This window comes from Bacillus sp. EB01, assembly GCF_000613125.1.
GTDB lineage: Bacteria > Bacillota > Bacilli > Bacillales > Cytobacillaceae > Bacillus_D.
Window position 1 is genome coordinate 2,465,711 of the sequence record NZ_HG964497.1, and the last position, 18,558, is coordinate 2,484,268.

Sequence of the window (18,558 nt, forward strand, 5' to 3'; positions counted from 1 at the left end):
TCACTAAGGGGTATCCTCTATAATTAATTTAAACGCTTTCACAAACTATAGAGAAAGAATGGAGGCAAAAATTTATGTTATACCCAATTGCAACAGACAGCCGCGCTTTGATGGATTTAAGCGGCATTTGGAAGTTTATGATTGATAAGGAAGTTGAAACAATTGATGTAGCTCGTCCCTTGCCAACAAAGGAAGTAATTGCTGTACCGGCATCCTTTAATGACCAATCAGTTATGAAGGAAATCCGCGAGCACAGTGGTTATGTATGGTATGAAAGGGAATTTTCCGTTCCGAAGGCACTGCGTAATGAGCGTCTCGTACTGCGCTTTGGCTCTGCTACACACGAAGCATGGGTGTATGTAAACGGCAAAGAAGCTGTCTACCACAAGGGAGGCTTCATGCCGTTTGAAGCGGAAATGAATGAATTTTTAACTGAAGGAACGAACCGCCTGACGGTCCGTATCAGCAATTTGCTTGATTACACAACACTGCCAGTCGGAAATTACAGCGAGAAAAAGGACGAGAATGGACGGACTATTCGGAAGGTGGACGAAAACTTCGACTTCTTCAATTACGCCGGTTTGCATCGCCCTGTTAAAATTTACTCCACGCCGCTTGACTATATTGAGGATATTACCATCGTTCCTACTGTCGATTTAGATGCTGGAACTGCAGATGTTCAGGTTTCTGTAAAAACAGGTGGAAGCTTTGAAGAAGTAAGAGTAACAATCCTCGATGAAGAAGGCCAGGAAGTAGGTAAGGCAACTGGTTCCGATCTTACATTTTCAATTGAAAATGTGCGTCTCTGGCAGCCGCTGAAGGCATATTTGTATAAGGCGAAAGTTGAAGGCGTGAATGGCGGGGAAGTTGTAGACGTTTACGAAGAATCGTTCGGTGTCCGCAAGGTTGAAGTGAAGAGCGGCAAGTTCCTGATCAATGGCGAGCCTTTCTACTTCAAGGGCTTCGGTAAGCACGAAGATACGTATGTTAGCGGCCGCGGCTTGAACGAGGCGTATAATGTCCTGGATATTAATCTGATGAAGGACATGGGTGCGAACTCATTCCGTACATCCCATTATCCATATTCCGAGGAAATGATGCGTCTGTGCGACAGGGAAGGAATCGTTGTCATCGACGAAACACCGGCGGTCGGGTTGTTCTCAATGTTCAATTTTGATGTGTCGGTCCTCGAAAAGGGTGGAGATATCAATGACGGCACCTGGGAAACAATGAAAACGAGTGAAGCCCACCAGCAGGTTATTCGTGAGTTAATCGCCCGTGACAAAAACCATGCCTGTGTCGTAATGTGGTCAATTGCGAATGAAGCGGCTACTTACGCCAATGGTGCTCATGAATATTTTGAACCGTTGTTTAAACTTGCTAGAGAATTGGATCCACAAAAACGGCCTTGCACGCTAGTCTATATCATGATGGCTACTCCGTCAGCAGACAAGTGTTCCGACCTCGTTGATGTAATCGCATTGAACCGTTATTATGGCTGGTATGTCCAGAATGGCGATTTAAAGACAGCCGAGGCTGCAACCCGCAAGGAGCTTCGTGAATGGCAGGAAAAATATCCGGACAAACCAATCATGTACACAGAATATGGCGCCGATACGGTTGCCGGCTTCCACAGTGCATATGGCGAGCCATTCAGTGAAGAGTACCAGGAAGATTACTATCGTATGAACAGCAAGGTATTCGATGAGATTCCGAATTTCGTCGGCGAACAGCTTTGGAACTTCGCTGATTTCCAGACTAAGTTTGGAATCATGCGTGTTCAGGGGAATAAGAAAGGTGTCTTCAACCGGGCAAGAGAACCAAAAATGGTTGTCCGCTATCTGAAAGACCGCTGGACCAACATCCCGGACCTGGGCTATAAAAAATAAGTTTAGTGAAGGTGCAGACCTGCGAATGAGCAGGCTGCATCTTTTTTTGTGGTAAAAGAAGGAAACGCGGTCAGCAGTGGAGAAATAAGGAAGTTGGGGCAGTTGACCGATAAAATAGGGTTTTTGACTGATAAATTTTATATTAGACCGATAAAACTTAGATTGGACCGATAAATGCTCCTGTTTCTTCAATTTAAAGAACGAGGTTCCTATAGTTTAGAGATTAAGAGTTGTAAAGATAGTATCCGATGCTGCAAAGGGAGGGTTTTTGATGAAAAGATTGAAGTTTGAGCGACCGACCGATTATTATGATGAGCGGTTGCTCGAAATAGATGAACAGCTTTGTTCACTTTTGAAACAAAGAAAGGAAATTTCCAGCAATAATCCAGGTTTTCCAGAACTCGAGGTTTTAGCAAAATGGGCTGAAAAGTACAGTCTGTATGAAGAGCTGCTGTATGGCATTTTCGGGTCTCTCCTTAATGACGAGTTTTTAAGGCCAATCGTGGAACCAGTTGATTTTCAAAAGAATATACATGTCCTGAGGTCACTTGAGATCGACCAAATTTTATATACCGTACCATTCATTAAACAATACGCGAACGCAACTGTGGTTCATTTTATGGTAGATAAAGAACTTGAAGAGGATGTTTCTTTCGAAGAACGATACAAGCGGGAAAGTTTTTGGGAGCTTTCTGCAGGAGAAGGGTATGAATGCAGATTGTCAAGAAGTGGCGGGAACGACGGCCACATGAACCATAAATTTGTAGTAACACCACCCCTTCCGGATGATGTTTCTGGACTAAAGCTAGTTTTTATCGAGTGCCAGGCTCCTTTTAAAAAGAATCCAACCGGGCTGGAAGTCGTTTTTCATTTGAAATAGTTCGGGCACCTATCATTTGGCATGGTTTCACTTTAAGAATCAAGGCTGAAGACGGATATGGAAGTATATCTGTTATTAGTTTTTATCTTTACAATTACTTTATTGTTTTATGGAATTAATTTATTTTTCCCCAAAAAAGGAAATTGAAATATTACATATCGCTTGGAATCGGTATAGCTGGGGTTAATGGCTGGGCTTATTTGTGGCTGAGGAATAGCTGGCTGTTGGCAACGGTTTATGGTATGCATCTATTGTGCTGGCAGCCATATCATTTATTCTTGCTATTCTAATAGACTTTGTAGTACAAAACAGAAGAAATTAGATTAAGGAAGGTATCTATGTATTTTTTTGACACAGCTCTTCTCTTCATATTGGCATTATGCTACCTGGCAGTGCGGGGAATTTTTGTTTTCTTGAGAATAAAAAACAAACAACATATTCACTGGGTTAAAGAGGCTACAGGTTTTCTGCTGGCAATGTATTTCTTTATGGTTGTTTCCGTTACATTTTTCCCCTGGGCCGCGGCCGGATTCTCATTCGGTTACCTGAACATGCGGTCAATTAATCTTATACCTTTTGTATCTATTTTCGAAGATATTAGCCAAATTGGCACCGCTTATGGTGGGGATAAGGTATTTATGGCTTCCTTAATCGCGAGAAATGTTGGAGGCAATATTTTGTTATTGATGCCACTGGGGTTCTTGGCGCCGGTTTTATCGAAAAAATATCGTTCTTTTAAAAAAGCTGCATGGTTGGGATTAACTGTTTCATTAACCATTGAGATCCTCCAGCTGTTTCAAAACTTGACCGGTGGATTGGGAAGAATCACGGATATAGATGACGTCATTTGTAATGTGATGGGCACGGCAATTGGTTATTTTCTGTATGCCTTAGTGATTAAAAGCGGTGCTGCTTTTAAAATTGATATGGTGAAAAAATTGAATGCTTAATTCTTTTAACTGTTCGCAAAAAAGGAATAGACAGAAAAGAAAGGATCAAACGGTCCTTTCTTTTTCATTTTTTTGTTTGACATGAAACGCGTTTCATACATTAGAGTTGAATCAGGTAAAAGAAAGCGAGGAGATTTAGATGGTTTCATTAATCATTCTTTGCTCTATCATCTTTGTTTCAGCTTATTATTGTATTGAAGCGTCCGGTCAAAAGGTCGAAGTAAAATCAATTCAAACGGTAAATGATTATTTCATCGAAACAGATGGACACGAACAATGAGATTAACTTATGCCACTAAGACTTTTTTATCACGTTTTATAAACCCAATTTAGTGTAAAAATGCCTTTTCCGTTAAAAGATTAACCGGTCAGCAGAGAAGAGGATAGCACTATTGGAATAAACGTGTTTGGATTTTTTTAAAAATCATAACAATGTTACACTATCTTGGGAAGTGTGATTTGAGAGTGGCAATTAGTGAGAAACGGTTACTAGTTTTCAACCTTGTGTTCAAAATAACCTTCTAAGATTATGACATCTGCCTGATAGTTTTTAACCCTTAAAGGTATCCCCCTAACCTTGCCTTCTTTCAACTGAAAATACTTCACTCCTATTCAGGCAGAAAAATATAAATTTCTAAGAGAACTATTGAAATTAGGTGGCAGTATGGCAAATATAAGGGACCTGGCAAGAATGGCTGGGGTATCCGTAACGACTGTATCGCGAGTATTAAATAACCATCCATATGTTAGCGAAGAAAAAAGGAATGCTGTTTTGGCGGCAATTAAGGCGAGCGATTATCACAAAAATATCAACGCGGTTAATTTAAGCAAAGGAAAAACTCAGCTGATGGGCGTGGTCCTGCCATATTCAGATCATCCGTATTTCGCTTTACTGCTAAAGGGAATCGCGAAACTCGCCATGCAGCATAACTATAAATTGGTGTTGTTTCAGACAGATTACCAGGAAGACCGGGAGCTGGAGGCTCTTGAAATGCTAAAACTGAAACAAATTGATTCGCTGGTCATTTGTTCAAGAGCGTGTGATTTGGAAGTGATTGAGGATCATGTTCAATATGGGCCAATCGTGTTGTGTGAAAAAACCAAAAGTGAGAGGATATCGTCCACTTTTGTTGATCACTATAGCACATTTTATAAGGCGTTATCCTATCTGTATGAAAACAACCATAGGAAAATAGGCTACTGCATCAGTAGAATGTCCGGGGCAAGCAGCAAAGAGCGCGAGGCAGCCTACAGGGATTTTGCTAATCACTATAATCTGGAGTTTAATCCAGATTATATCATTGATGAGTGTATTTATTTCGAGGACGGAGAAAGGGTTGTCGCACGATTAAGAGAAATGGATTCACCTCCGACTGCTTTACTGGTGACGAACGACCAGGTTGCTGCGGGAATCGTGACCTGCTGCCAAAAGCTGAATATTTCCATTCCAGGTGAGCTTGCCATCCTTGGCTTTGATAACCAGCCTATTGCGAAAATGATGGATATAACAACGGTCGAAATCCCTCTTGAAGAAATGGGGATGAATCTATTCCTTCAAGCAATTAGTGAGGATATTTCCAAAAAAGAAATACCCGTTAAGCTAATTGAAAGAAGAACGGTTTAAAGCCTTTGTTGAATACCCTGACTACAAATAAACCCCGTAAATCATGCCGGCACAGACCGGCATGATTTTTTTATGAAAAAACGCCGCGACATCTAATCTTTTTTTTAAAAAAAATGTAAGATTAAGCAAGATGATTCGTCTTATTGTACGAAAGGGGAAGGGATAAGATGGATGCCGGCCGGCAAATAGAGCATTGGTTTAACCAATATGAAAAAGATGTGTTTAATTATCTTGTTTATTATACAGGTACCCGAGATGTCGAGGACCTGGTCCAGGATACATTCCTGCGGGCGATTTATGCCTACGATTCATTCCGAAGTGATGCAAATCCGAAAACCTGGTTAATATCAATCGCACGGAATACCGCGATTGATCATTACAGGAAACGCAATCTTTGGGAAAAAATCAAGGGAACACTTATGGCTTCCCAGGAAGAAACAAATTCAAATTTAACCGATCATCTGTATCTTCGTAAAGAAGAGCATGCCCATTTATATCAATCCATCTCAAGGCTAAAACAAAGCTATCGGGAAGTGATCCTGTTAAAAGGCATAGCTGAACTTTCCGCTGCAGAAGCCGCAAGCGTGTTGGGCTGGAGCGTCTCAAAGGTGAATGTGACCTTTCATAGGGCGGTTAAAAAGCTAAATGAGATGATGAAGGAGGAGATGCCCAATGGAAAAGCTGACAGGCAAAGATCTTCTTGAAAAAATGGGCGAGTTACCAACGTTTGAAATGGATGAGCGGAAGAGACAGGAGACCATTATGAAAATAAGGCAAGCTCAACCGCCAAAGCAAAAATGGGGGATGTTTCCTCAAAAAGCTGGCATATGGGTAGCACTAGCGGCCATGTTTATTATTATTCCGATTTTATATTTTACAGAAATCACACCTCAAAAACAGCAGGGAGCAACAGGAAATATAGATATTGAAGAAAAATTCGGACTTAGTCATTTTGGTCTCCGGGATGGGAAGAATGGTTTGGTTGGCATGCATACAAACTACGGCATTTCCGGAAAGGCAAGTATCATGGGACCAAAGGAGTGGGTTGCCAACGATTATAGGGGGAGCTCCAAGGTATGGGTGTTTATCTGGGGAAAATCCGATGAATTAATCGGGAAAAAGCTAACATTAACCGCGACTCACAAAGAAACTGGAGAGGAATTGACACTTGTAGATCAGCCATTGGCTGGAAAACATTTTGATGCGGACGCACACATGCTCACAAGCTTCCCTGTGTTTCCAACGGATGGTCTTTGGGAGCTGGAGTATACAATAAATGGGGAGCAGTTCGCGAACTATCCAATTTCTGTAAAGGAACCATTTATTGAGTTTGAAGATGCCACTTTACTACTGTCACAATCGGACATTTTTGCTGGTGAATATAAAGATGTATACCTTGAGGTTGATGGTGCTGACCATCCTTCCCAAGTCACAGTAAAGATCCATAACCTTAAAGAAGATTTTAGTCAGGAGTTTAATTTTAAAAAAGAGGATGAATTTATCCGGGCCACAGACGGCAAAGTGTTTACCGGTTACTCCGGAACTGTCACTTTTCTCAAAAGCGGTAACTACGAAATTGAAGTCCTGGGCAATTCGGGCGAATTTGAAGTTAGAATCCCGGGAGAACAGGAATAATATCTAAATAAGTAAAGCTAAAGAAGCGCAGGTGTGCAAGCTCTTAGTTATTGGGTTTACTCACCAAACACGGCGAAAAGACATCCCATTTTCGTCAAGGGAATTGTGGAGAAGAAATATTAAAAAGCTAATGGTTAAATAGTTAGAAACCTGGAGCGATTGTCTAAGTGGTTGCGTTTTGAGGACTAAATAGCAGCATATTTAGTCCTTAATTTTTGCTGTTTAATGGTTTATTCAATTTAGATTATAAAACAGGAGGATTTAAGCCCACTACTAAATTCTGGTAATATGTTGTAGCAAAACTATTACTTTTAACTTTGATGCTTTTATCAGCAAGAAATACCGAAATCTTTATAAACTAACAGCGAAGATTAGTGGAAGAAGCAGGAAATAAATAATGGGCATATAATATATTAATAGGCGGGAATTTTGATGTTTTAGGTAGGTGTGATTATATGTCAAAATATATTAGAATCTTCTTCTTATCTGTAATTGCAAGTGTAATTCTCTTTTTCATATTTAGTTCCGTTTTTATGGGTGGGGGCAATCCAGCAGAGGAAGCCGTTTACACAATAGGAACAATAATTATTATTCTACTTTCATTTATAATTTCACAAATTTTTTATGTAATAAGCTTGATTAATAAGAAAATGTGATAGCTATTTTGACAAACGGAGCATTACTTCAATATGTGATGACATTTTTTTGAAGTAAATAGAAGATTGTTTAAGAAGGAAATCATTAAAGGATAGCAAAAAAATACTCAAAGAATACTTTTCATCGTGAAGAATATATACAGAATAGGAACCTGGATCGTTACTTTCTGGTGAAGGGAGAATTTCATGAGTAACTTAGTAAATGACAATCTATATAAAACGAGAATTAACTTAATAAAGGAGATTATTCCATTAGATTATACTCAACTTAATACTAGGATAGGTATGAATATGTGGAGTATAGCACAAGTTTGTCATCACTTAGTACTAGTGGAACAGGCAACAATAAAGGCAATAGCATGGGGATTAAAAAAGGTTGATACTACACAAACAGAACGTAAAAACGTTCATCTAATATTGGACCGAACGAAAAAGTTTAAAGCTCCCGAAATCGTTGAACCAGATGTTGAACCATTTGAAGTCCGATCTATTATTGATTTGTTAAACGATTCGAGAGAAAAATTACTGACATTCCTTAGTACAATAGAGAATAAATCGATTTTGGCAGAAAAGTCATTTAGGCATCCGGCTTTAGGTGAATTACCACTTGACCAATGGATTGAACAGGTATATTTGCATGAACAACGACACACTGAACAAATAAAAGAGATAAAATTACTTTTAGATGCCAGGCAATAAAGTTTTGATTATCAACAGAACCCTGGTTAAGAGTATGGAAAAAGAGATTTTAACTATGGAACGAGCGCGTTAATCCAGGAAGGATTAACGCATTTTTTGTAGAAATCTATATTCAACCTACGGGGAATTTAACAAAGTGAAGATTACAGAGATTAAAGCTGAATGGACAAGATATTAGTTATGTATTTGAATATGATAGAGAAATCTGAACTGGGTCAATAATTTTTGTTCGAAATTATTTAGAATTCATTTTTGAAGGTGACGAGTATTATAAGTTAAGTTCCTATGTCAATACTTCAATAGTCATAGGCAGCCAGGCATATAGTTCCACTACAGATAGGCTGGAGAAATGCATTGTGCTCTTTGATAAGCAAGATGACATTGAAACAGAGGTCAGTTAGTAATCTCTTTAAAGGAAGAGGATGTTAATTGTAAAGGAAAGGAAGCAGCCCAACTTTCATATAGGGATGAACAGGAGGTTTTTATCCGGCATTCACCTTAATTTCTTTTTTTGATGATCATACACAATATAACAAAAATCGTTATTAAACAAACGGTGCAGGTTAGTGAAAAAACAAAAAACGTGAAACCGTTTTACTCTTTTAATCGTATGAAGAATATAAGTTGTTTTATAAAAGTTGTGTTTGTTAATGTAAGGACAATAGAAAAATACATTTTGGGAAGTTTGTTCGTTAGGGGAAAAGCAAGGAGTTGAAGGGAATGTCAAATTCTTGGAAAAGACCTAAAATTATAATATTTAAAACTAAGAGTGAGTGGATCTGGGATATCATCGGGTATACATTTTATTTAGGCTCGATAATTTTTTTAATCTACAATTGGAATGGGCTTCCTGACGAAGTTCCAGCACATTACAATGCGTTAGGTGAAGTAGATCGTTGGGGTTCAAAGATGGAACTTTTTATATTACCCATAGTAGGTGCATTTATTGCATTATTAATGCAATTGCTTGAAAAATTCCCGGAATTACACAATTATCCAGAACGATTAAGTAAAGAGAATGCTAAAGAGTTCTACTTAATAAGTCGAAAACTGGTAAATCAATTAAAAAATATTTGTCTAATCAGCCTTGCTTTAATCTTGATTGAATCAGTGTCAATTGCATTAGGTATGGGAAACGGATTTGAAGTTTGGTTTCTACCAATAGCAATATTAAGTCCCCTTATCCCGATTGTATTAGGAATAATTAAACAAAAAAAGATAAGATAAATAAAACATTAGTGTAATACAACTCTTTTTAACATTGTTGTGAACAATTACACTTAAAGTAAAGGGTGCTTTGATCCAGGAAGGATTAGCAGCCTTTTTTGTTGAATTCGTTATTGAACAAATGGGGCAGGTTAGTGTAACAAGATTACTCCTATAACCAATGGAGGTTGAAATGTTAGAAAAATATAAATTACTAATGGACAGTTTCATTACGGGAGAGATCTCAGCAGACCAATTTCAGACAGATTATCTACGCAATTTTAAAAAATGGAATGACCGAATGGATAAGAAACAGTTTGAAATCTTAAATGGAGTATTCGAGGCGGCAGATTGTTACTGGTACGAGTGTCTTCCAGGGCAAGAAACTGTCTTTGAAATTTCATAGCAACAAACGAGAAAAGAAGTAAATGAGGCATTAATTCAACTCAATAAAATGGTGGAAAATGAATAGGTTTCTTCGACTAACGGGGCAGGTTAGCTTAATTACCAACATAAAAATGGAGGGGACATACTTGTCAAAGCCGAGTATTTCAAATGTACTGAGTGGTTTAAAAAATAGGCTGGGCGATACAAACTCGCTAACTATTCAATCAAGTGACGGACATCTTTTTGATATGAGTTTTAAATTTAATGCCCCAGTTGATGAAGATGTCATAAACTCATACGAAAAATTACCTGAAGACTATAAAAATTTTCTGCGGCTACATAATGGAGCTGAATTTTTCTCTTGGGATTACGGAACTTTGTTTGGTATACATTCCATAGAAGAAGCGTTATCAATATTAGAAAAGGTAAAAACAGGTGACTATGTGCCAATGGAGTGTAAAGACGATTGGTTCCCAATTGGTTACGTCCAAGATATAGATGGACTATACATCGTTCTTTCATCAGATAAGAATTATTTGATTTTAATGGGAATACCTGTATACGATTTACTTTGCGATTTTCCCACTTGGCTGGATCGGATGATAAGAGTAAATGGAGAAATGTATTGGGAATGGGATAGTAAGGAGATGTAACCAAGACGATTCAATGGCTTGTAAGAGGGATTGTTGAAATCCTTATTGAACAAACGGGGCAGGTTAGTTATATCTAGAAACAAAGAAATTTTCCTAATAAAAGGGTTATTTATTCTATACACTCGTATACTTCAGGAGAGGGGTGAAGGAGTGTGGCGAAACGAAAAAATAAAAAAAAATCTATTAGAGAAAGCAAAATAATGACTGTTTTATCGATTATTGTTGTTGTAATCATTATTTGTATTTGTTTATTGCTTAGAGAGATAGGCATTTCTGAGGATGTTTTTGGTATTTTAGCACTGGTTATCGGCTTTATAGGCTACCGTCACGGAAGGAAAAGAAGAGGTAAACACAAGGAGTCCAACAGAGAAAAAAATAAAATTACCTTTATTTCGATAATTGTTATTGTAATCATTATTTGTATTTGTTTGTTTGTTGGAGAGATAGGTGTTTCTGAGGATGTTGTTTTTTGTATCTTAGGACTTGTTTGTTACGTTCTCGGCTACCATCAAGGAAGGACAGGAAGAGGTAAACACAAAGAGATTCCTTGAAATATGAAGATACCCTTATTCAACTAACGGGTGCTTATGTTGAAAAAGGACAACTGAAAAAAGGATAAAAACCACAAGAAAAAGCAGCAAATAGCTGCCTATTTTTTTTGCGATTTTATATGCTAAATACAATACTATTTTAATGGTCTCCTTAAAACGGAACTCGTTAGTCATTGTCCCAGGTTTATTTTTTTACTAGTTATTTCTTAATGTACAAACTGTAGGACGACTTTCCCCTTTGTATGCCCATTTTCAACATGCCTATGGGCGTCTACAATTTGATCAAAAGGATAGCACTTCTCAATAACGGGTTTTAGCTTCTCTTCCTCCAAAAGCCCTCGTAAGAAGTCCAAATCAATGTCATTTGGGTTCGCAAGATGAATCTTGGCTTTCTTACGGCCAACCAAAGAACTTATTAGCAATTGAATAGGATGATACTTCGGATAGAGTGGGTTTTCTGTAATATAAACACCAGTATCTGTTAGAGAACGCAAACAGCTAAAGAAGCTCCGCTTACCAACTACATCTAGAATCACATCGTACTTTATCCCGTTATTCGAGAAATCTTCCTTTGTATAGTCGATTACGTGATCTGCTCCCAGGTCTTTAACCCACTGGAGATTCGAGGTACTGCAAACAGCGGTTACCTCTGCCTTAAAACATCGGGCAAGTTGAACAGCAAAATGTCCGACGCCGCCAGATGCACCGTATATCAAAACCCTTTGTCCTTGCTTTAACCCGGCTACATTCCTCAAGGCTTGCAGTGCTGTCTGGGCAGCACAGGGGACAGCTGCGGCTTCCTCAAAGGAAATGTTTTTCGGTATAAGACTGAGGACGTTCTGACGGGGACAGACATATTCTGCATGTGATCCGAGACAGCTTCCAAATACTTGATCGCCCACCTTAAATTTATGTACATTACTTCCTATTGCTTCAACTATGCCTGAAACGTCTATGCCCAACAGAGGATTCTTGGGCTTTGTAAGACCATTTTCTAACCTGGTAGGAAAATAACCTTTTCGGAAATGGTAATCATATGGATTGACCGAAGCGTAGTGTACTTTGATCAAAACTCGATCTTCATCCGATATGGATGGGGGTTCAACATTCTCTATCTTCAGCACTTCAGGGGGACCATAGGATTTATAAATAGCTGCTCTCATAGTCTAACCTCCAATTTCATATTAGAACTGAAAAGAAACCCTCGACTTCTTACTTATAACCTTACTCCCCAGCAATCCATTTAGAATGAACTCAGCAGTTGGAGAATATTTCCTGAAACAACATATCCTTTAAGATAATCATATTATAAAAATAGAGTTTTACCTTATAAATATATAAATATTCTGAATATAATTAAATGCATAAATAAACGCCCAGATTTCTGAGCGTTTTCGAGTACTTTATGAATATTTTTAAATCGCTATTCCCTTACTCTTAACCGATTTAATGCATAAGTGAGCCCGGCGTTAAGTGAACCATATGTCCGGATTTCATTTAAATTAATGCCCAGCCCAATGATGGTTTGGGCGATTTCCGGTCTCATTCCGACAATGATGCTTTCAGAACCCAATAATCTTGCGGCCCTTGTCGTACTAATCAGGGTCTGGGCAACAAAAGTATCAATGGTCGGGACACCGCTAATATCCAAAAAGACAATTTCAGCTTTGTGTTTTTCAATTCCTTCAAGAAGATTTTCCATAATTGTCATCGCACGGACTTCGTTTACGCTTCCCACCAGTGGGAGGACAACAATATGTTCAAAAAGCTGGATTACAGGTGCTGACAGCTCCTGAATTTCAGCTTGCTGCTTTGATAAAGCTTCCTCCCAATTATTCGAACAGTCATTCATGATCTGCAATAATATAGGGTCGAACCAGCGGTCGATTTCATTATAAACCGCAATAACATCTTCTTTGGTTAAATCTTGATGGAGCAAGGTTTTTAAGGCTATCCTTCTAAATGCCTGGCATCCATATGTAATGAAATTCAGTGAACCATTCGAATTTATTAGCTTTGAATAAAAGCTGCTTAGTTGGGAAGCAGATTCGGTATTTACTCTTTTCAGACTTTCAAAAATAAAATCGAACAATTCCTCTGCAAAAACTTCCTCGGAATACTCAGATTTTGGGATGCTATCATGTAATTCATTTTTCCAATTAGAAAAAAGCTCATGGCGATTTTCATTTAAAATCTTGATAATTTTAGTCCGCATTTTTTTACCTACCTCAAATACTAATTGATGGTATGTCTTTACCCATGTGGATTAAAAAGTAAGCAGCATGATGAGAGGAAATTCCATCAAAATTATTTCGGAGAGGGGGATCTCTCCTTTTCTAAAGGATTTTTGATTAACTATAATTTCTTGCATTTTTATCGAACAAATGTTCTATAATAGAAGGGAGGCTGAAAGGAGGAGTGATCAGTATGGGAATTCGGGACCGTGGCAAAATGAAATGGCGATCCGCTTTCTTTATGCCTGAACAATCGAAACTGATGAGGGAAGCAAGGCTTGAAGATTCTAAGGTAGCGAAACCAATCCTAGATGAACAGGAATGGGAGGAAATTGAGCAGAACATCCTGCTTGCGATGGAATACGCAAGTCCGGTGCGAATTAAAATTTGGAATGATGGATTTTTTATAGAATACGAAGGAATGCTGCACACAATTGATGAGTTGAAAAAGGTACTTTACCTTGAGACCGCTGATTTAAAGATGAAGCAGATTGGCTTTCTGGAATTAATCGATGTAACAATAGTGGTATAAGAGCTGAAAATTGAAAATAATTTCCTCCTGATAGAAAATAGAGTTGTCTGAAAAATCTTTTAGGAGGGGTTAACATGCAAGAAAAGTATCCTGTTTTAAAAGAAGCCGAGGAATTTTTCTTTCGGGGCAATGAAGTTGGTGTGCTGATTAGCCATGGTTTTACCGGCTCAACACAGAGTATGCGGTTTTTGGGAGAAAAAATTGCCGAGCAGGGATTCACAGTTTACGGGCCAAGGCTGACTGGCCACGGTACCCATCCAGAAGATATGGAACAAGCGTCCTTTGAGGACTGGATCCGTGACGTGGAAACTGGTCTTGAAAAGGTAAAGGAAAATTGCTCAACCGTATTTGTTGCCGGATTGTCCATGGGCGGGACATTAACGTTGTACCTGGCTGAAAATCATCCAGAGCTTGCAGGGGTGATGCCAATCAATGCGGCAATTGATATGCCGGAATTGGCAAAAAACTTTGAACAGCTTAAAAGCAGCGGCGTCCGGTTCATTGAAGGCATTGGCTCAGACATCAAACAGGAAGGCATTAAAGAACTTGCATACCCGCAGACACCAGTGAAGTCAATGGGTGATATCATGGCACTCATGAACATCGTCAGAGGCAATTTACATAAGGTTACAGTGCCAATCCTCGTCCTATCATCGACCGTTGACCATGTTGTTCCGCCAGAAAACTCGAAAGAAATTTATGAAAAAGTATCGTCCCAAGATAAAGAAATTACCTTTCTGGAGAACAGTTACCACGTTGCAACACTCGATAACGACAAAGAGCTGATTGCTGAGGAATGCGTTAGGTTCATAAAGAGACAGCTAGAGAAAAAGTAATTGCGTTGCCTCTAATGTAAAAGGCAGGCTTACGACACGTCTGGATGTTTGAAGCCAACCTTCATGGAGAAAAGAGCAACAAGACTTTGTTAAAATTAGGTGAGTTTTTTGAAAAAATTCATTACTGGGATTGCTGCTTTCATTATGTTCAGCATGTTCGGAGCAATTTTTGTGTACCAATTATCGTTTATGGATACAAAGCCGAACCTAAGCCAGGAGCAGCCAAAACCCCAGACCGAAGAGCAGCCAAAGAAAGAGGAACTGCGCCCCGTTCAAACAAACGAAGCAGTGAGTTACTCTCTTCAAAACAATGAACTGAACCTAACCTTTGATGGCGGGCAAACCTGGGTAATGGTACCGGTTGAAAAGGAACAGCTTTTCGTAGGGGAATACAACGGTAGTCAGCAGGAACTAATCCTAAATAGCTATATCCTTACGGGGAATAGGGCGGTTTTTGTCCATACGAATGGGGGCGATTGGGAAACCGAAGGCGTAATGGTTACCTACTCACTTGACAAGGGGAAAACATGGCAGAATTCAATTGTGACCCAGTCCTATCCAGGTGTTCGTTACCGGAAAGTGGACTTCCTGACTGACAACTTTGGCTATATCATTGTTTCGGGCAGCCGAACCATGTCCCAGGAAGGCTCCAGTGTCTTTTTGACCCACGATGGGGGAAAGACCTGGAGAAAGACGGCAGATTCCGGGCAGACAAGGCTTTTGTATGATGGTGGGTTTACCGATGAAAAAACAGGATTTCTTTCCTACGGAACAATTAATCCTGTTGAGCCAGACCTTCATGTGACCCGGGATGGCGGTATTTCTTGGCAGAAGGCCGAGGTTCGTGTACCGGCAAAGTACAAGGAAATCTTTGTTTCGGCTGAAGTCCCAATTAAAACAGCAAAAGGGTTAGCAATGCTTGTCAATCAGGGACCGAATGGTGATTATCTTGGCGGTAAAGTAAAAGGAAAATTCACATCAAAGGACAATGGCTTGACTTGGGATTTTGTTGTGAAGGTCCGCCCTAATGAATAAGTGAATAATTGCAAACGAGGGATAACCAGCTTGTAAAAAGCAGCGATGCATGACTCTAAGTCGGTGGTGCTTCGAAACAAGCTGATATAAGGGAAAGGATGAGGATCCTTTCCCTTTTACATTAGTCACAGTTGAAAGCGGGATGTAGCCTAGTACTGGCTTTGCAATCTGGAAAAGGCAGATTAATCCAAGAGATCCTGTATCGTGGATTAATCGTAGTCTGGAAAAGGCGGATTAATCCAAGAGAGCCTGTATCGTAGATTAATCGCAGTCTGGAAAAGGTGGATTAATCCAAGAGAGCCTGTTTCAGAGATTAATCTAACCAGGTTGGAGGATTGTCCTATTGTGTTCATGTTCTGCTCCATGCAGAATTGCTGCTTCCGTTGGTACGGTCAATGAAAAGGAAGGAACTTTTTAAAGTTCCATCCTCTATGGGGTTATTCTATATTGGTTACACGGAAGCCCAAATCATTGAGTTCATCAACAATCTTGTTGACGGTATTCCGTGGTGCATCTTTCGGAATCGATAGGTGAATTTGACGGACCGCTTTGTTGCTGCCGAGGGTGAACATCGAGAGAATGCTTGTATGCTTTCCGACAATCGCTGAAATCCGTTCAATTGCATGGCTTTGCTCAAAAAGGCCGATGGTAAGTGAGATGCCATCGCTATATGTATCCTCCAGAAGATTCATAATTTGCGCATGGGTCAGGATACCAACAAACTCATCTGCTCTGTTCACAATCGCCAGGTAAGGAAGTCGCTTTATGTTGGAAAAAATCTTTTTGAACGAATCTTCAGCATGTGCGAATCCATCAGATTCCTTAAGAATCTTCTCGATGCTGTCACTTTGGTCACCTGTGTATTCAAAAATGTCTATTTTTTCAACATTGCCGAGGAATCGTTTCCCAGCATAATCCAAAACCGGAACACGGCGGAACCCCGTTTCATCAAGGAAAGCCAAAGCCTCTTTGATGGTCGCCCTTTCGGTCAGGTACCGCACTTCCTCTCTGTTAACAATAAACTGCTGAAGTTTCATGTATATTTCTCCTCCATCCTAAATGTTCATACCCGATTATATATATTCTACATTTAGGCCGGAATACCCTTTATTTTTTTGAAAACCAAAAAGCCGCCCTGATGGACAGCTTTTTGTTTTGTTCCTGCCGGATGAAGTCGCCTTGTAAGCAAAGTGGGCCATCACTTCGATTTATTGTTGCGTCTAGGTTTGGTGGAAATATTCAGATGGACACCTAATTCCCTGGCGATTTCCTCCTTAAGGCGATTAATGCCCTTGGATCCAGGAATTGTTGGTTTTTTATCCGCCATTCACTTATCACTCCTTACGAAGGATTAAGCACTAATGGATTGCTCAGGCTTATTCTATCCTATTCAAAAATCCTGATTCAGTTATCGGAAAAATTAGGGAAAGAAACTATTTTTACAATAATAATGATGTATTATTATCAATATAGACAGCGGTGATGTTATGCTGCCTGGGGAATAGGGGGAATAAATATGATCATCCGTCCAATCGAACTTACTGATGCAGAAGAATTCCTTGAGCTTAGCAAGAGAATAGAGGAGTCTGGCTTTATGCTGTATGAACCGGGGGAGAAACAAACGACGGTGGAACAGCAGAGAAAAATCCTTGAAAAATTCATGGCGGGGGAAAAATCGATTTTCTTTGTTGCCGAGTCAGAGGGAGCACTCGCCGGGTTTATCGCTGCACTTGGTGGTACCGTTAGGCGAAAGAGCCATTCAGCTTACCTTGTTCTTGGAGTTGATGAAAAATTCCGCGGGCGTAGCGTAGCAAGCCAATTATTCAATCAGGTTTTTGAGTGGGCAAATAAAAAGAACATCACGAGATTAGAGCTTACAGTCATTAAAAACAACGATCGTGCCTTTAATCTATACAGAAAAATGGGCTTCGTCATAGAAGGTGAAAAAGTCCACTCCTTAAAGATAAATGGGGAATATGTAAACGAGTACTATATGTATAAGCTATTATAGGGATTTTTGCAGGAAGGCTGGGTATAGAATAACGAAAACACTATAACCCAAACTGTGAGTGATTTAATTTGGACGACGCTAAACAAGAGACCAAGACACAGACGACTGAATCAAAATATATCCAGCAGCACCTGGCCAACGAGCGGACCTACCTGGCTTGGATTAGGACGGCTATTGCAATTATTGGGGTTGGCTTTCTTGTCACCAATCTGCATTTCACTATGAAGACAAGCCTGACGCCCGCCGGGGATTTGTTTGCGAATCTGATTGGTATTTCATCGGTCCTGCTCGGGATAATTGTGATTGTAATCGCAACTGTGGCTTATATTAGAAAAATTGATGCGATCAATACTCAAACATTCCGGGCACCGAAGAGATCAATCATTGGCCTAGGAGTTTTTATTATCCTGATTACGATATTTTTTGGCGTATATTTTACGATGGTTAACTTCTAAATTGTCACCCTATACAACACCACTGCACTTGCAAAGATTATTGCAGGTGTTTTTTATTGGACAAAGTTACGCTGCTTTAAAAATTTTGGGGATTTTATTAACACTCTTAACTTATCGGATATTTGCATGAAAACATGCAGGAGTTTAAAACGAATATGAAGAAGTGTATAGCGTCGTGCTTTTAGAAAAGAGCATGGTTCTAAGCATGATTAACGGGTCAATACCCCTGTCAGAGGAACTCGATTTAAGGAATTGCCGGTTAGCATACCAACAGACCTACCGTGTTGTCCATAATTCATAGTGGGTGGCGGCGGTAGGGGCAATT

General features: G+C 39.5%; 21 protein-coding genes. 17 read left to right on the plus strand and 4 right to left on the minus strand.

All coding sequences use genetic code 11. The annotated features are described in order from the left end of the window. The first annotated feature begins 74 nt into the window (after nt 1–74). From uidA to TY16_RS11280, 12 genes are all read left to right on the plus strand, one after another. Complete coding sequence (gene uidA, locus TY16_RS11220) at nt 75–1,889, plus strand: beta-glucuronidase (protein ID WP_043932016.1); 1,815 nt, start codon at nt 75–77, stop codon at nt 1,887–1,889. 271 nt (nt 1,890–2,160) lie between these two features. Continuing rightward, entirely contained in the window at nt 2,161–2,769 is a 609-nt protein-coding gene (locus TY16_RS11225) for a hypothetical protein (protein ID WP_043932018.1), read from the plus strand. Nucleotides 2,770–3,107: 338 nt separating this feature from the next. Then, nucleotides 3,108–3,719, plus strand: coding sequence for a VanZ family protein (locus tag TY16_RS11230; RefSeq protein WP_043932019.1), 612 nt, complete (start codon nt 3,108–3,110; stop codon nt 3,717–3,719). A gap of 139 nt (nt 3,720–3,858) precedes the next feature. After that, complete coding sequence (locus tag TY16_RS26570; RefSeq protein WP_197028386.1) at nt 3,859–3,999, plus strand: hypothetical protein; 141 nt, start codon at nt 3,859–3,861, stop codon at nt 3,997–3,999. Nucleotides 4,000–4,383: 384 nt separating this feature from the next. Next, nucleotides 4,384–5,343, plus strand: a complete 960-nt coding sequence (locus tag TY16_RS11235) for a LacI family DNA-binding transcriptional regulator (RefSeq protein ID WP_043932020.1) — start codon at nt 4,384–4,386, stop codon at nt 5,341–5,343. A 167-nt stretch (nt 5,344–5,510) separates the two neighbouring features. After that, a complete protein-coding gene (locus tag TY16_RS11240; RefSeq protein WP_043932022.1) occupies nt 5,511–6,047 on the plus strand; it encodes an RNA polymerase sigma factor in 537 nt (178 codons plus the stop codon). Next, nucleotides 6,016–6,978, plus strand: coding sequence for a hypothetical protein (locus TY16_RS11245; RefSeq protein ID WP_043932023.1), 963 nt, complete (start codon nt 6,016–6,018; stop codon nt 6,976–6,978). Before TY16_RS11240 ends, TY16_RS11245 begins: the two co-directional genes overlap by 32 nt. Before the next feature lie 842 nt (nt 6,979–7,820). Then, nucleotides 7,821–8,333 carry a DinB family protein gene (locus TY16_RS11255; RefSeq protein ID WP_043932026.1) on the plus strand — a complete coding sequence of 171 codons (513 nt, stop codon included), beginning with the start codon at nt 7,821–7,823 and terminating at the stop codon, nt 8,331–8,333. 720 nt (nt 8,334–9,053) lie between these two features. Beyond that, nucleotides 9,054–9,560, plus strand: coding sequence for a DUF1648 domain-containing protein (locus TY16_RS11265; protein WP_043932029.1), 507 nt, complete (start codon nt 9,054–9,056; stop codon nt 9,558–9,560). Nucleotides 9,561–9,732: 172 nt separating this feature from the next. Continuing rightward, the gene (locus tag TY16_RS11270) at nt 9,733–9,945 is read left to right on the plus strand and encodes a colicin immunity domain-containing protein (RefSeq protein ID WP_043934665.1); all 213 of its coding nucleotides are present in this window, start codon (nt 9,733–9,735) and stop codon (nt 9,943–9,945) included. Between the two features lie 127 nt (nt 9,946–10,072). Continuing rightward, complete coding sequence (locus TY16_RS11275; protein WP_043932030.1) at nt 10,073–10,579, plus strand: SMI1/KNR4 family protein; 507 nt, start codon at nt 10,073–10,075, stop codon at nt 10,577–10,579. Nucleotides 10,580–10,731: 152 nt separating this feature from the next. Further along, nucleotides 10,732–11,130, plus strand: a complete 399-nt coding sequence (locus TY16_RS11280) for a hypothetical protein (protein WP_043932032.1) — start codon at nt 10,732–10,734, stop codon at nt 11,128–11,130. Nucleotides 11,131–11,336: 206 nt separating this feature from the next. Here the strand turns inward: TY16_RS11280 and TY16_RS11285 are convergent, their stop codons facing one another. Together TY16_RS11285 and TY16_RS11290 are read right to left on the minus strand one after the other, a co-directional pair. After that, complete coding sequence (locus TY16_RS11285) at nt 11,337–12,293, minus strand: NAD(P)-dependent alcohol dehydrogenase (RefSeq protein WP_043932033.1); 957 nt, start codon at nt 12,291–12,293, stop codon at nt 11,337–11,339. Nucleotides 12,294–12,553: 260 nt separating this feature from the next. Beyond that, nucleotides 12,554–13,345, minus strand: coding sequence for an STAS domain-containing protein (locus TY16_RS11290; protein WP_043932035.1), 792 nt, complete (start codon nt 13,343–13,345; stop codon nt 12,554–12,556). 212 nt (nt 13,346–13,557) lie between these two features. On the opposite strand from TY16_RS11290, the gene TY16_RS11295 reads away from it, so the two are divergent. The 3 genes from TY16_RS11295 (at nt 13,558) to TY16_RS11305 (ending at nt 15,767) form a co-directional block, all read left to right on the plus strand. After that, complete coding sequence (locus TY16_RS11295; RefSeq protein WP_043932036.1) at nt 13,558–13,896, plus strand: YolD-like family protein; 339 nt, start codon at nt 13,558–13,560, stop codon at nt 13,894–13,896. Nucleotides 13,897–13,970: 74 nt separating this feature from the next. Then, nucleotides 13,971–14,732: an alpha/beta hydrolase gene (locus TY16_RS11300; protein ID WP_043932037.1), complete on the plus strand. Its 762-nt coding sequence runs from the start codon at nt 13,971–13,973 to the stop codon at nt 14,730–14,732. 99 nt (nt 14,733–14,831) lie between these two features. After that, nucleotides 14,832–15,767, plus strand: a complete 936-nt coding sequence (locus TY16_RS11305; protein ID WP_442853214.1) for a WD40/YVTN/BNR-like repeat-containing protein — start codon at nt 14,832–14,834, stop codon at nt 15,765–15,767. 437 nt (nt 15,768–16,204) lie between these two features. Here the strand turns inward: TY16_RS11305 and TY16_RS11310 are convergent, their stop codons facing one another. Both TY16_RS11310 and TY16_RS26190 read right to left on the minus strand, forming a co-directional pair. After that, nucleotides 16,205–16,804, minus strand: coding sequence for a CBS domain-containing protein (locus TY16_RS11310; protein WP_043932040.1), 600 nt, complete (start codon nt 16,802–16,804; stop codon nt 16,205–16,207). A gap of 161 nt (nt 16,805–16,965) precedes the next feature. Next, the gene (locus tag TY16_RS26190) at nt 16,966–17,094 is read right to left on the minus strand and encodes a small, acid-soluble spore protein, alpha/beta type (protein WP_155922220.1); all 129 of its coding nucleotides are present in this window, start codon (nt 17,092–17,094) and stop codon (nt 16,966–16,968) included. Nucleotides 17,095–17,283: 189 nt separating this feature from the next. On the opposite strand from TY16_RS26190, the gene TY16_RS11315 reads away from it, so the two are divergent. Next, nucleotides 17,284–17,778 carry a GNAT family N-acetyltransferase gene (locus tag TY16_RS11315; protein ID WP_043932041.1) on the plus strand — a complete coding sequence of 165 codons (495 nt, stop codon included), beginning with the start codon at nt 17,284–17,286 and terminating at the stop codon, nt 17,776–17,778. 68 nt (nt 17,779–17,846) lie between these two features. Next, on the plus strand, nt 17,847–18,233 hold the full coding sequence (locus tag TY16_RS11320) for a YidH family protein (protein ID WP_043932043.1): 387 nt from the start codon (nt 17,847–17,849) through the stop codon (nt 18,231–18,233). Nucleotides 18,234–18,558 lie beyond the last annotated feature (325 nt).